The 15,563-nt window shown below is 27.9% G+C and carries 13 protein-coding genes and 1 pseudogene; 1 reads left to right on the top strand and 13 read right to left on the bottom strand.

All coding sequences use genetic code 11. The features are described from left to right. Positions 1-50: 50 nt before the first annotated feature. The 11 genes and pseudogenes from DIC82_13020 to leuA form a co-directional block, all read right to left on the bottom strand. Positions 51-788 carry a TIGR03943 family protein gene (locus tag DIC82_13020; protein AWK51882.1) on the bottom strand — a complete coding sequence of 246 codons (738 nt, stop codon included), beginning with the start codon at positions 786-788 and terminating at the stop codon, positions 51-53. A gap of 76 nt (positions 789-864) precedes the next feature. Continuing rightward, positions 865-1,863, bottom strand: coding sequence for a permease (locus DIC82_13015; GenBank protein ID AWK51881.1), 999 nt, complete (start codon positions 1,861-1,863; stop codon positions 865-867). Next, positions 1,860-2,498 (bottom strand): cobalamin biosynthesis protein, encoded by a 639-nt coding sequence (locus DIC82_13010; GenBank protein AWK51880.1) that lies wholly within the window; start codon positions 2,496-2,498, stop codon positions 1,860-1,862. Before DIC82_13010 ends, DIC82_13015 begins: the two co-directional genes overlap by 4 nt. 75 nt (positions 2,499-2,573) lie before the next feature. Next, complete coding sequence (locus tag DIC82_13005; GenBank protein AWK51879.1) at positions 2,574-3,515, bottom strand: cobalamin biosynthesis protein P47K; 942 nt, start codon at positions 3,513-3,515, stop codon at positions 2,574-2,576. Positions 3,516-3,695: 180 nt separating this feature from the next. Beyond that, positions 3,696-5,171: a cell wall-binding protein gene (locus tag DIC82_13000; protein AWK51878.1), complete on the bottom strand. Its 1,476-nt coding sequence runs from the start codon at positions 5,169-5,171 to the stop codon at positions 3,696-3,698. Between the two features lie 174 nt (positions 5,172-5,345). Further along, positions 5,346-5,978, bottom strand: a complete 633-nt coding sequence (locus DIC82_12995; protein ID AWK51877.1) for a phosphatase — start codon at positions 5,976-5,978, stop codon at positions 5,346-5,348. A 120-nt stretch (positions 5,979-6,098) separates the two neighbouring features. Beyond that, positions 6,099-7,131 (bottom strand): annotated as a pseudogene (locus DIC82_12990) (aminopeptidase). 24 nt (positions 7,132-7,155) lie between these two features. Then, positions 7,156-7,650, bottom strand: a complete 495-nt coding sequence (locus DIC82_12985) for a GNAT family N-acetyltransferase (protein ID AWK53088.1) — start codon at positions 7,648-7,650, stop codon at positions 7,156-7,158. A 131-nt stretch (positions 7,651-7,781) separates the two neighbouring features. Next, positions 7,782-8,837, bottom strand: coding sequence for a histidinol-phosphate transaminase (locus DIC82_12980; GenBank protein ID AWK51876.1), 1,056 nt, complete (start codon positions 8,835-8,837; stop codon positions 7,782-7,784). 477 nt (positions 8,838-9,314) lie between these two features. Then, the gene (locus tag DIC82_12975; GenBank protein ID AWK51875.1) at positions 9,315-9,950 is read right to left on the bottom strand and encodes a biliverdin-producing heme oxygenase; all 636 of its coding nucleotides are present in this window, start codon (positions 9,948-9,950) and stop codon (positions 9,315-9,317) included. A gap of 702 nt (positions 9,951-10,652) precedes the next feature. Next, on the bottom strand, positions 10,653-12,323 hold the full coding sequence (gene leuA / locus DIC82_12970; GenBank protein ID AWK51874.1) for a 2-isopropylmalate synthase: 1,671 nt from the start codon (positions 12,321-12,323) through the stop codon (positions 10,653-10,655). A 332-nt stretch (positions 12,324-12,655) separates the two neighbouring features. Here leuA and DIC82_12965 point away from each other — a divergent pair, with 332 nt between their 5' ends. Beyond that, entirely contained in the window at positions 12,656-13,279 is a 624-nt protein-coding gene (locus DIC82_12965) for a hypothetical protein (GenBank protein AWK51873.1), read from the top strand. Between the two features lie 121 nt (positions 13,280-13,400). Here DIC82_12965 and DIC82_12960 read toward each other — a convergent pair whose 3' ends face one another. Further along, on the bottom strand, positions 13,401-14,822 hold the full coding sequence (locus tag DIC82_12960) for an ABC transporter permease (protein ID AWK51872.1): 1,422 nt from the start codon (positions 14,820-14,822) through the stop codon (positions 13,401-13,403). Next, the gene (locus tag DIC82_12955; GenBank protein ID AWK51871.1) at positions 14,813-15,550 is read right to left on the bottom strand and encodes a peptide ABC transporter ATP-binding protein; all 738 of its coding nucleotides are present in this window, start codon (positions 15,548-15,550) and stop codon (positions 14,813-14,815) included. The genes DIC82_12960 and DIC82_12955 overlap by 10 nt, the downstream gene beginning before the upstream one ends. Positions 15,551-15,563 lie beyond the last annotated feature (13 nt).

The following is a 15,563-nucleotide window of genomic DNA, read 5'->3' as shown; positions in this document are numbered from 1 at the left end:
AATAAAATTATAAGTTTATTTTTTACATTCTGTATCTATAAGTATTAGCTTTATTCAAGTTCTAATTTTTCTATTTTTATTATCGGTACCCTATGACTTACATTATTATCATCTTTTATTGTTGACCTGACAATAGTCCCTCTAGCGATGATCTTTTCATTTTCATGTAAGTCATTACTTTTATTATATTCCCCTATTATTCCTACAATTTTAGAATCAGCCGCACAGCAAGTTATTACAATTCTCCCTACAATAAATTGATTTTTATTTAAATAACTTTCTCTACATACGAAACCATGAATTTCTATGTTTCTGCCTATATATTTTTCAGGATTTACTCTTATATCTTCTAGTAACATTGGATTATCTTCATTAACTGTTAGAAGTTCCTGTTTATTGTTTTCATTTTGAATTGAGCTATAATCTAGTTCATGCTCATATAAATATTTCATATCTATATTGCTTACCTTACTATCTTTAAGTTCATTATTTAATTCAATATGTTTAAACATTTCTTGTTTATTAATTGAAATTACTCCTAGTAATAAAGTTAGTACAATTGGGAGTAATTTTATTTTAATATTACTATTCCCTCTTGATGTAAATACATTTTTAAATTGAAAAATTGAAATTATACTTATCATTATTATAGTAATATAGCTATATTTAATCATTTTAGCGCCTATATAGAACTCCATTTTACCTGTAAAAACCAAATAAATTATATATAAATCTAATAAAATTAGAACTGTAAACCATAGAAATTCATCAAAATTAAATCTTTTCAATTATTCTTCCCCCTTATTGTATTCAAATAACATTCTTATTCTAATCATATGGAAGAAAATAATAAGTCAAATACGCTTATATTCCACATAACATGAATAAACAAGCAATTACAAATACAACACTTATTGTAGTTATAACTAATTTAAATACAAAACTCTTTTTGAAAGCTCCAGATAGCATCATTAGGTTCTTTATATCAAGCATAGGACCTAAAATTAAGAAGGCTGCTACTCCACTAAATGAGTAATTATCTAAGAAACTCTTACCAACAAAGGCATCTGCTTCTGAGCAAAGGGATAGAAAAAAGCCAAGAAACATCATAAAAATTATAACCAATACTTTATTATCAGAAATAAAATCAAACCCTCCATGGGATGCTACAACTTGGAATCCACTTGATATAAAAGCACCAAATACTAAATATCCAATAATATCTAAAAATTCTCTATTAGTATGCTCAAATATTGCTTTAAATTTGCTTTGATTTTCAAAAGAAGCATTACAACCACAATTACAATAATTATCATTTTCTATAGTGTCCAAGATTATACTATGTTTGTTTTCTTCAAGAGCATTTACTATTATACCTATTAAAATTGCTGCTACAAATCCACCAACTGTCCTTAGAACTACCATAGCTTGTTTATCATAAAATGCATAATAAGTAGACATTATTACCACTGGATTAATTATTGGTACTGCAAGCATAAAAGTTACCCCAACTCCAACTGGTAACCCCTTTTTCATAAGTCTTCTTGTTATAGGAACAATAGCACATTCACAAACTGGAAAAATAAGTCCTATTAAAGCCGCTCCAATGTACCCTAATATACTTGCACGCGGTATTAACTTAGTTAAAAATTCTTCTGATATGCAAATTTGAATTATTGCCGATATAAAAGAACCTAGAATAATAAATGGAATTGCCTCAAGAACTATACTCGTAAATATACTTGCAAAATCCCCTACTTCTTCTATATTTATAATTATTCCATATTTTTTATAAATAAAAAGTAGTAATATTATTACACTCAGCGTAAAAAAAGCTAAAATTCTGCTATTATAATTTTTCATATTCCATCCCCATTTTTATTTGCAAATTTGATTTTCAATTTCTTAAAGTATCCGTTGTCTAGAACTTTAGATTCTCTAAGAGCTGACTTCAAAATATACTTATTATTAACTTTTAGAATATAGGCTTTAGGATTAATATTTCTTACTTTTTTAAACCCTTCATCTAAAATTTCTTTATTACAATAATCAATGTTATTTACAACTATCATATTTGAATGTTGTATAAATGGAATTATGAAACTTCCTACATTATCAATATACTTTTTTAAGCTCTTTCCATCTGCTACGAAAAATATTGTAGTGATTTTACTATATTCTCTATAAACTTTTTCATTTAATATATCAATTAATTCCCTTAAATCAGAAGTTCCATTATATTCAATAATTATCCTATTAGGATTGTATTTTTTTATTGAATATATTATTTCTTCTTTAAGTTCTTTAACTTCATTTAATTTTTTGACTTTAACAAAATAATTTACATTAGTTGATTGTAGAACATTCTTTTCTCCATGTTCCAATTGAAAAATTATAACTTTTTCCCCTTTAACCTGGGTTTCACTTAATAAAGAGTTAATAAAAGAAGTTTTTCCAGCCCCTAAAAAACCTGTTACAATCTCAATATGTATTTTCATCCACTCACCTTCCTCCTATAAATTCCAATTACCAATTATGCAGTTCTGTTATCTAAGTTAAGTGTATACATATGGTTAATTAAATAATTGTTTTAATTCTTTCTTATTTAATTCACTTCCAATTATTGAAACAATTTTTTTGTTAGACCATTTAATTTTTCTACTTTTAAATTCATTTGGAACATAATCAAATTGATAATAGCCTCCATCTATCCCTTTTATAAATCCCTTTGCTCTTATTACTTTTCCAAATTTCCCACTGCTCTCTATAAACTCGAATTTTCTTTGAATTTCTTGTGTACTAATATTTTCACTTAAGTCTATAGGATAGCTTTCAAAAACCTCATTAGCACTATGATTTACTTCTTTTCTGAATGTTTTACTCATGTTAGATTTAATTATAGATATTTCTCTTTTCTCTTCTATATTACTTACTTTAAAAAAATCACTTCCCCTTACGCTTTCCCACGGTTTATATATTATTTCAGCATTAGAATTTAACTTTTTAAGAGAATCCATTGTATTTTTAATTTTTTCATTATCTACTAATTGACTTCTGCTTAAAACAATTTTATTTGCTTTTCTTATTTGGTTTTCATAAAATTCTTTGAAATTCTTTAAGTACATATCATAATTCCTAATATCAATCAAAGTAAAAATATTTCTAACTTCTATCTTATGTTGAAATTTAATTCCTTCCAATATGTTTAATATTTCACTTAACTTTGCTACCCCTGAAGGTTCAATTATTATGTTGTCAGGATTGTACTTATTTAAAACTTCAAATACAGCATCTCCAAAGTCTCCTGATACTTGACAACATATACACCCAGAGTTAATTTCCTTGACTTCAATATTGCTTTCCTTTAATATATCTCCATCTATTCCAACTTCACCAAATTCATTTTCTATAATAACTGTATTTTCCCCATAAATCTTTTCATTTAATAACTTTTTAATAAGCATTGTTTTACCGGCTCCTAAAAAACCAGAAAATATATCAACCTGAGTTCTCATTTAAATTCTTCCTTTCATATACAAATTAATACTCATATTTTTATTTATACTACATTTATTCCATATATATGAATAAAATTTGTGTACAAAAAAAGCATTTAATCATAAATGCTTTTTTATGTTGGAATTTTTTAAAATTAATTCAATTCAATCTTAAACTGCCACTATCCCAAAATCATATTACTTGGGATAATAGAAGAAATGTGTTGCTCTATCTGAACTAGCTGTATCTTCAAATATTTTTCTTTTGTGTAAGACTGAATTTCCATAGCTTGTCCCTTGGTTGTCTACAATATATGCATATCCATCATTATCCCAGCACATGAAGATATATACATGTGAATAATTATTTGTAAATACAATATCCCCTGGCTTTAATTGTGACAAATCATAACTATATGTAAATCCCCAACTCTTTAATTGATTTTCAAATTGATATGTATTAGCCACTGCCCTTGGAATACTAACCCCAATTCTTCTTAAAGCTTCTGATGCAAAATATACACAGTTGTTACTAGTAGTACCTCCATGTAACCAAATAGCAGCATTATCAACACTTGTTTGATTATTTACATTAGTCATATATTTAAATAACTGATAATCAGTATTTGAATGTGAATAATCATAATAAGTATTTACACTTTTACCATTAGCTTGGACATATGTATAATTATCAATCCATATATTTTTAATTAATATACCATCGCTAGAAAATTTATATTTATCACTATTTATAATCTTTTCTCCAGATACCATTATGCCTGTACTTGGATCAAGATAATACGTCTTATTATCTAAAGTTAACCAACCATATGCCATTCCACCAGTGTCTGAAAAATAATAATTATTATTATCTATCTTTTGCCATCCAGTAACCATAGCTCCACTATTATTAAAATAAAATTTAACACCTTTTATAGTTTGTAGTCCTTTTTGCATTATTCCATCTGAATTAAAATAATACCAATTCCCTGAAATTTGTTTCCATTGATTTCTCACAGCTCCACTTAATCTGTCATAATAATAAAAATTATTATTTTTGTCACTTTCCCAGCCTTCTCTTACATTACCATCTTCATTAAATTGATATTCTTTATGATCTATGGTTTTACTTCCTTTAATTCTGTTTCCATTTCTATCTAAATAACACCATTTACCTTTAAGGTAATACCAACCTTCATCAAGTCTAAATTTATTTCCTTCTACATCACAATAACTATAGTTTCCGTTAATAATCTTTTGTTTAATATTATTAGATAATCTTTCAAATTTATTATCTCCTAAATCTAAATATTTTAACTTAGGTAAATCTCCTAAATAGTCTGGAACTTGTCCACCTATTTGGGTATTATTTAAATTTAAATATTCTAAATTTTTTAGTAATCTTATTTCTTCTGGAATTTCGGACCTTATACCGTTGCGTTTTAAGTCAATCTTTTTAATATTTAAAAAATCTTGTTCTGTAAGATTTCCAAGTTTTTTATTCAATTGACTAGCCACTTCTCTCGTTAGCCAGTTATTACCAATTTTAATATTACTTTGTTGTGCTATTTCACCATTTATTCTAGTATCATTTGCATAAGTTACTACAGGAATGCTATTAATACATAAAATTACAGCTAGTAGTGCTAATTTTTTTAATTTATTATGCCGCATCTAATCGTCTCCTTCTATTTTTTGACTTATTGATTATACCATTTTACATCTACAATCTCAAACATTTCTAAAATAATCTAATTTTTCATAAAAATGATATTCTAATGCGGCTAAAAAAATAAGAATAAATAAAGACTTAAGTTCTTTATTTATTCTTATTTACATTATAATTTACTATATAAATTTTATTTCTAATATTGATTTAACAATATTGTCAGCCATAGATAAATCTTGATTACCTGAATTAACATTTTGGAAGCCTATACACCTCATACCTGCGGCTTTAGCTGCTAATACACCATTCTTTGAATCTTCAATAACAGTGCAATCCCTTGGCAATATTCCTAATTTCTTCGCCGTTTCAATATAAACATCCGGTGCTGGCTTTCCATTAGCTACTTCTTCTCCACTCACTATAAACTTAAAGTAATCTTGCAATTTAAATTTTGATACAACTACATCTATAAAACTTCTAGGTGATGATGAAGCAATTGCTGTTGGGATATTTTTATTTTTCAATTCACTTAATAACTCTTTAATTCCTTCTATTGGCTCTAAATCAGATTGTATTATTTTCTGCTTTGTCTTTTCTACTTTGTAATTAATTATTTCTTCAATCGATTTGCTTATATTATAATTCTTTTTTATATCTGCAAACATATATTCATTTGTTGTACCTACATACTTTTCTAATTCTTTTGCTGAAATATTGCATCCTAAGTCTTTCATAGTCTGCATATCTACCTCAAAGTGAATTGGTTCACTATCAATAATTACTCCATCCATATCAAAAATAACTGCTTTCATTTAGAACCTCCTTTAAAATTAAAAACATGGCATAATATATTTGCATATTATGCTAAAAATAAAGTGAAATTTCTTAGTTAAAGTATAAAACTCTGACTGAATGGCTTCACTTTATTATTTTTAGACTAAATATAAATACAAAAGTTTAACTGTATTTTCTAAAGCGCTGTAATGTGTTCTTTCCATTCCATGAGACGCATGAACCCCGGGTCCAATTAATGCTCCACGAATATTATTTCCGCCTTTTAAAGCAGCTCCAACATCTGAACCATACATTGGATAAATATCTACTGCATATTTTAATTCATTAGTTTTAGCTAGATTAACTAAGTCTGTAACCATATTGTAATCATATGGTCCACCTGAATCTTTAGCACAATCAAACATCATATTCGGTGCAGCTCAAGTCATCTCCAATACATCCCATATCAACTGATATCATTTCTGTTATATCACTTGGTATATATGAAGCACCATGTCCTACTTCTTCATAAGTTGAAATCAATATTTTAGTTGTAAATTTAGGAACTATATTTTCTCTACTGAATAATTCTAATAGTCCCATAAGACAAGACACACTACCTTTATCATCTATAAATCTTGACTTTATGAATCCACTTTCAGTAATTGTGCTTTTAGGATCTATAAATATGAAATCTCCAGGACATATTCCTAAGTTTTTAGTATCTTCTTTAGATTTAATATTTTCATCAATTCTTATTTCCATATTCTTAGGCTCTCTGACTTTACTTGAACTATCCTCAAAAACATGTGCTGCTGGACTAGTACTTAAAAATGTACCAGTATATTTTTTTCCTTCTCTTGTTCTTATTGTACAATATTCACTATCTAAAGTTGGAACTATTGGTCCTCCAAGTAATGTAAACTTTAATTTTCCTTCTGAAGTTATTGATCTAACCATAGCTCCTAAAGTATCCACATGTGCAGATAATCCTATTACTTTTTCTTGAGATTCACCTTTTATTGTTATAATTCCGCAACCTTTATTAGTTGTTTCAAATTCATATCCAAAACCTTCTGCTATATCCTTTATTTTATCCATAATTTCAAAGCAAAATCCTGTTGGACTGTCAAATTCTAATATTTCTTTAGCTACATTTAAAATATAATTTTTATTAATACATAAGTCCATAAAAATCCATCTCTCTTTCAAAAATTAAAATTCATTTGCTAAATTGGAAAGTGCAACATTATCGACCCGGTAAACAGTCCACTCATCCATAGCCTTAGCTCCCATTCCCTTGTAAAATTCTATAGATGGTTCATTCCAATCTATACACCACCATTCAAGTCTACCACAATTGCGTTCAAGTGCAAGCTTACCAAGGTATGATAGAAAAACTTTACCAAGTCCCTTTCCTCTCATTTCTGGTTTTATGTATAAATCCTCTAAATATATTCCTGGCTTGCCAAGAAAAGTTGAGAAGTTATGAAAAAATAAAGCAAATCCAGCTGGTTTTCCATCATATTCTCCAATAATAACTTCTGCTTTTTTTTGTACAAACAGCGAATCAAAAAGAATTTCTTCTGTAGCAACTACTTCATTTAGTAATTTTTCATAATCAGCCAATTCTTTTATAAAATCCAATATTAATTTAGTGTCCTCTTTTTCCGCAAATCTAATTTTAAAATTACTTACTTTAGTTTCAATTATATTACTCATATTATACTTCCCCATTCATTTGTATTTTCTAAACAATTTTTAATTTGTTAAAGAAATAAGTTATATATCTCAATAAAATATATAACTTATTTGTAACTATTTAATTTTCATAGTGGTATCTATAATATTAACTTAAGTTTTTCAATTAGAATATCCATTTCTTCATCTGTTCCTATTGTTATTCTTAAGAAGTTATCTATTCTATCCTTATTAAAGTATCTAACTAATACTCCATTATCTTTTAATTTTTCATAAAGAATTTTCCCTGACACTTTATTATGACTTACGAAAACAAAATTTGATTTTGATTCTAAAACTATAAATCCTAATTTTTCTAATTCTTTACTAGTTTTATCTCTTGTATTTATTATCTTCTTTGTTATTTCTTCAAAATAATCATTATCTTTTATTGCTTCTTTGCTACCTGCAAGTGCTACTCTATCTATTGTGTATGAATTAATACTATTTTTAATTCTGTTTAAGCCTTCAATTAAATCTTTATGCCCTATGGCAAATCCAACTCTTAGACCTGCTAATGAGCGAGATTTTGATAATGTCTGAACCACTAAAAGATTATCATAATCCTTTACAAATTTAACCATAGATTCTCCGCCAAAATCAACATAAGCTTCATCAATAATAACCACACTATCTTTATTGACTTCAACTAATTTTCTTAAATTTTCTACATCAATATATTTTCCTGTTGGTGCATTAGGATTAGGTATTATTACTCCTCCATTTTGTTTCTTAAGTTCTTCTAATGGTATATTAAAGTCTTCATCTAATTTCACTAATTCATAGTCCAAATTAAAAAGTTCGGCATAAACTTTATAAAAAGTATAGCTTATATCTGGAAATAAGATTTTCTTATCTGTAGAAAAAAATGCCATAAACGAAAATGCTAATATTTCATCTGACCCATTTCCGACAAATACTTCATCTTTATGTAAGTTATAATGTTTTGCAATTTCACCTATAAGATCACTACAAGTTGGATCTGGATAAAGCTTTAAATCATCATTTATTGCATTTTTCATAACCTCTATAACATTTTTAGATGGTGGATATGGATTTTCATTTGTATTTAATTTTATGTACTTTTTGTCCTTAGGTTGCTCCCCAGGAACATAAGGCTCTATTTCTTTTACTTTTTGATTCCAATATTTGCTCATTTAATTGCCCCCTAGTATGTTTTGCTTTTTTATATATTATACCTTAAATTTGTTATATCTTCTATTGTTTATCTTATTAAATCATATTATTACTGTCACTACGATCTTTATCTTTGTTTCATGATTTGCTCTATATTACTGTACCATTGAGTAAATTTTCTTTGCAGTATCTTATTGAAGACTTTATTTCTTTCTCAGCTTTTAGTAACAAATCCTCAAAAATATTTCTAAATACACTTCTATTTACAAATTTATTCATAAGTAAAAAACAACCTCCAATCTTATAATTGAAGGTTGTCCGTATCATTAAATATTTATTTATTGAAAATTGTTGCTTTATGCAACACTAAAACTATAGAGTAGACTTTTTTTAATTGTCTACTCTATAGGGTACCTTTTAAATCAAGAGCTTTGCATTAAACTACCTATTAAATTTGCCAGTTATTATCCTTTATTTCCGCAATACTTCAGTATGTTTTACTTAGCAGGATATAGTTTTGCATCCAATTCATTTGAAATAGCTATATTATAAATATAAACATTGCTTATTTCTATAGCAAATAAGCTTTTCATATATTCAGATAAATTTAATTTCTCGAAATTTTTATGATATTCCATTACATAATCTCTGATACTTCCAATGTTAGGCTGTAAATAATAGTTTAGTGCATCCTTAGGAATATCATAACTTTTAGTTAGTATTTCTGGGAATATTCTTCCGCCAAATAAATCCGCAATAAATCTAACATAAGCATAAGTTACAATTAACTCTGGATGTTCTTTATTTACTTCATGTATTCTCGCTACACATGCTTCTGTAGAAGGCAACAATTTCATTTCTGATAGTTTATCTCCAGCCAGGATTTCTAAGTCCTTTTTTATTAATTCAGATCTATACAATTCTTTCGTAGCAAAATTTTTAATACCTTCATGATTTAAATGTTTATCGAGAGAATCCTCTATAGCTTTATACATAGCATGTAAATTAAAGATATATTCAATATAGCCTTCTTTACTTGCTTTACCTTCAATCAATCTCTTAATAAACCCACTTTTTTCAGATGCTAAATGCAATGCATTAGTATTATTCTTTATATTTACCATAAAATCCATAAATACTCACCCCATTTTATAATTATTGTTATCTTTATTAATCGATAATAATTATTTGTTAATAATATAATTTAGTTGTATCATACACTATTATCATTGTCAACTGTGGTTTTATTTTTTTATGTTCATTATATTATAAGCTTCTTATTTTAAATGTAATTTTCATTATGCTACGTCATAGTAAAACTATATAAGTGAAACTTTAGAATAAAATTTAAACAACCCATTCTCTTTTCTAGATCTTCCTTACACATCTTCAATTTTATGATTTTTCATTATTATATTTGTTATATTCCCTATAAATATTAAACAAATATTCTACCCTTTCTTTATCATTAGAAAACTTTGCTTTCTATAACAGTATTATACAACTAAATCAAGTTTTTTATTCTCAATCAAAATAAACTTATGGTGACGTCAACTTTAATAAGTCTAAATCTTACTCTCTATGAAATTAAAAATCCTCGACATCTCTGTCGAGGATTGAGTCAAACTACTATACCCAAAAGATTACATTACTTATAATACGGTTCACCTTTCATAATCCTAAAACTCTTTATATCCCATTATGCAAAAAAGCATAGATAACTGACTCTGCTTCAATTATAAAATATATCTTCTTCTTTTCTATAAGCTTCCTTTGTCTTAAGATAACCTGTAAATAATCTTTTTCTAAGGATTCTTTACTTTCTCCATGCTCCTTTATTTAGCATATAGACGATTAATAGCACTAATCATTGATTTAATTGATGCCCTTGTAATATTGCTATCAACGCCAACACCAAAGGTCTTCTTTTCTGTATCATTTCTTTCCATATATACATAAGCAGCAGCTTTTGCTTCAGAACCTGTACTTAAAGCATGTTCTGTGTAATCAATAATTCTAACATTAATTAAGCTACTTTTCGCTAGTGAGTTTTTAAATGCATCTATAGGACCATTTCCGATACCTTCAATTTCCTTTGATTGTCCATTATGAATTATTGTTACATCTACTTTAGTATCTTCATCGTTATTCTCCTCTGAAATATCAGAAATTGTGCATTTAACTAATTTAATTGGTGTTTCTAAATCTAGATATTCCTTTTCAAATGATTGCATAACTTCTGATGGAGAAACTTCCCCTTTTTCCTCAGAAAGTTTTTGAATTACATCTGCAAATTCTTTTTGCATAGTTTTTGGAATTTTAAATCCATAACAATGATCCATAACAAAAGCAACTCCACCTTTGCCAGATTGGCTGTTAATTCTAACTAAAGCTTCATATTCCCTGCCTAAATCGCCTGGATCTATAGGTAAATATGGCACTTGCCATATATTATCATGTCTTTCTTGATATTTTTTCATTCCTTTATTTATAGCATCTTGATGTGAACCTGAGAATGCTGTAAATACAAGGTTCCCTGCATATGGATGTCTTACATGTACTGGTATTTTAACACATCTTTCATATACTTCAACTATTTCATTTATATTATCAATATTTAACTTAGGATCAACACCATGAGAGAACATGTTATATGCAATATTCAATATATCAACATTTCCAGTTCTTTCTCCATTGCCAAATAAAGTACCTTCAACTCTATCTGCACCTGCTAAAAGAGCAAGCTCACCATCAGCAACTCCTGTTCCTCTATCATTATGAGGATGTACACTTACAATAACTCTTTCTCTATCTTTAAAGTTTCTACACATCCATTCAATTTGATCAGCATAAACATTTGGGGTATCCATTTGTACTGTAGATGGAAGATTAACTATAACCTTATTGTCCAAGCTAGCTCCCCATGTATCTAAAACCGCATCACAAATTTCTAGTGCATATTCAACTTCTGTTCCTGTAAAGCTTTCTGGAGAATATTCTAAAAATACATCTCCATTAAAGTCCTTTGCATATTCTTTAACTAATTTAGTTCCTTCAACTGCAATTTCTTTAATTTCTTCTTTACTCATATTAAATACAACATCTCTTTGAAGTACAGAAGTTGAATTATATATATGAACAATTGCTTGTTTTACACCTTTTAATGCTTCAAAAGTTCTTTTAATTAAGTGTGGTCTAGCTTGAGTTAATACTTGAACCTTAACATCATCTGGAATATGATTTCCATCTACTAATCGTCTTAAAAAATCATATTCAATTTGTGATGCTGAAGGAAATCCTATTTCAATTTCCTTAAATCCAAGTTTAACAAGTAAATTAAAAAATTCTACTTTTTCATCTACCGTCATTGGATTTATAAGAGCTTGATTTCCATCTCTCAAGTCAACGCTACACCAAATTGGTGATTTAGTTATTTCATTATCTGGCCATGTTCTGTCCTTTAGTTTTATTGTTTCAAATTTTTTATATTTTTTATAATTTAACATTTAATTAGCCCCCCAAAATATATATTTATTATAATTTCCGCTTCTATGTGTTTTTTTTAATTTTCAGATACAGTCCCTCAACCACACCTCGAAGCTTAATAATAAATATTATTTTCCTATCTACTTTCTTATTAACCCCACCTATCATCACCTCTTTAAACTTTTTTAACATTGTATTTATTCTATCATATAGCTGATAATATGTAAACATTTCAGGCTATTTTTAAATAAGTTTACAATATTATCTCATATATTTTATAAATTTATCAAATTATAATCCTTTTTAGAATATATGAATATATTATATTATAGTAATTTTTTAGGAGTTCCATATGATTTTTTTATCGTCACTTTTAATATCTGTTTCTTCAAATTTAGATACATTAGCTGTTTCTTTATCTTATGGAATTAAAAAAATACATTTAACTAAATCTAGCACTATTTTACTTGCAATAATGACTTCTATTGGTATATTTCTTTCTATGTATATAGGCAAATTAATTCTACCTTTATTAATGCCTCAACAAGGAAACATATTTGGTGCTGTTCTTTTAAGTTTTATCGGAGTTTATTTCATAGGTGAATATATAAGACTAGAAAAAAAACGTACTGGCTATGATACTTCTCATTATTTTGAAAACTCATTAAAATATAAAAAATTTTTAGAAAATCCTAATCATATAGATTCTGATAAATCAAATCATATAGATATAAGAGAATGTTTAAATCTTTCTATTGCTATTATACTAAATAATTCATGCACTTTTTTCGCAGCTAGTATTACAGGCGTTAGCATTAGTTTTAGTGTAATTTTTAATTTTATTATTACTATAATTTGTGTTTATTTGGCACATTTTAATTCTAATATTTTTATTTCAAAATGGTTTAGCAAATATTCAAATTTACTTTCTGGCGTCATCCTAATAATTTTAGGAATATATGAAACCTTTATGTAATCTAATAAAAAATAGAATGTAAAAAAAGTGATAGTTCAAATCTTATATTTGGACTATCACCCTTAGTTTGAATTATTATACTTAATTTACAATTAATTTTTTAAACTTATCCTTTTAATGTTTACTCATATCTAAGTGCCTCAATAGGATCAAGTTCTGCTGCTTTCTTCGCTGGATAATACCCAAAGAAAACACCAATAAACATAGAGAATGAGAAACTTATTATGATTACCGCTGGTGATATTGTGTTTACAAACCCCATAGCTTTTGCACCAATTGTACCAAGTCCTAAACCAAGCCCTATTCCCATAAGACCACCTATTGAACATATTATAATTGATTCAACTATAAACTGCATCTTTATATGGCTCCCCTTAGCTCCAAGTGCTTTTCTTGTTCCTATTTCTCTTGTTCTTTCAGTAACAGATACAAGCATTATATTCATTACTCCAATTCCACCAACTAAAAGTGATATTCCTGCTATTCCAGATATAGCTAGTTTAACTGTACTCATCATTGTTGTCATTGATTCAAGCATACTCTCCATGTTACTTGCGGAAGCTTCAAACTTGATGTTTTTTGCATAAAGATCAGCTAAATAAGTTGTTAACTCAGTTGTAAATGTTGTAACATCTACACTATCCTTAGATTTTATTGTAAATGTTTGATAATTTTTAGTAGTTGCTGATTTCTTTTCCACAGTTATAGGAATATATATATCTGTAGATAAATTTTCATCTGACGTTGTTCTATTTCCACCCTGAGATTTATACGTATATACTCCTACTACAGTATATGTATAGATAGCACTTGATGTATAAACTTTAATCTCTTTATTTAAAGGATCAACATTATCACCAAATATTTTTGTTACTAATTTATCTGAAACTACTGCAACATTTTTAGCTCCATCAATATCATTTTGGACAAGATATCTTCCTTCTTTCATTACAATACTTTTAACATCTTGATATCCAACATTTGTGCCTACTGTACTCACATTAGAATATGTTGTTTCATTTTTAACTTTACCTGAACCCCCGCTTTCAGATATACTTATAGCACTTATATTCTCACTAAAATTTTCTTGTAACGCGTTTATCTGTTCCATAGTCATAAGATCTGGATCACTTGTCACGCTACTTGTACTACCACCCATTCTGCCACCTGGTGGTCCACCACCACTACCTGGTAAGCGTATTCCACCGCCTCCTGTTGTAGCACCTTTCGGAGCAACACCTCCCGTAGTTTCTTTGCTATCACTTTTTTGTACGGAAGCAGCTGAACTTGCATCATTTGCAAGCTTTTTAGCTAATGCAATTGCTTTATTTGCTGTGCTTTTTTCTTGAACGTTAACTGTAATATTTGTAGCACCCATTGAAGACATTGAACTTGTTACAGAAGCTGTCATTGCATTTCCCACCGAAACAACACCAATTACAGATGCTATACCTATTATTATTCCAAGCATCGTAAGTAATGAACGCATTTTATTAGATTTAAGGCCTGCTATTGCAAGCATTATATTTTCTTTTATAAACATATTTTTTCCTCATCTCGGTATCTTCTATAGTATTTTTCATTTTCTGTTACCGATGTTATATCTCCATCTCTTAAAGTTATAATTCTTTGTGTTTCTTCTGCAAGTTCATGGTTATGAGTTATAAGCACTATAGTTTTTCCTTCTTCTTCATGAATTTTATGAAATAAATCCATAACCATTCGTCCAGTTGCAGAATCAAGAGCTCCTGTTGGTTCATCTGCAAGTATTATACTAGGATTATTTACAAGAGCACGAGCTATTGCAACTCTTTGTTTTTGTCCTCCAGATAGTTCATTAGGTTGATGCGACATTCTGTCTTTCATCCCAACAAGCTCCATAAGTTCTTCTGCACGTTGTCTTCTATCTTTTTTATTCATACCATAGTAAAGCATTGGTAATTCAACATTTGATAAAGCTGTGCTTCTTGGTATTAAATTATAGGTTTGAAATACAAATCCTATTTGCTTATTTCTTACTTCTGATAAACCATCATCTGATATATCATTAATATTTGTATTATCTAATACATATTCTCCAGATGTTGCTCTATCAAGTGCCCCTATAATATTCATCAAAGTACTTTTACCAGAACCTGATGTGCCAATAATTGATACAAACTCTCCTTCTTTTACAGTAATATCAATACCCTTTAAAATGTTTAACTGATTTGGAGTTCCTATATAAAAGCTTTTTTTAATATTTTTCATGTCTATTATATTTTTACTCAATAAACTCACCTCC

It is taken from the genome of Clostridium beijerinckii (genome assembly GCA_003129525.1).
GTDB classification, from domain to species: domain Bacteria; phylum Bacillota; class Clostridia; order Clostridiales; family Clostridiaceae; genus Clostridium; species Clostridium beijerinckii_D.
Note: the sequence above shows the minus strand (reverse complement) of the source record. Positions and strands in the feature narration are given on the sequence as shown.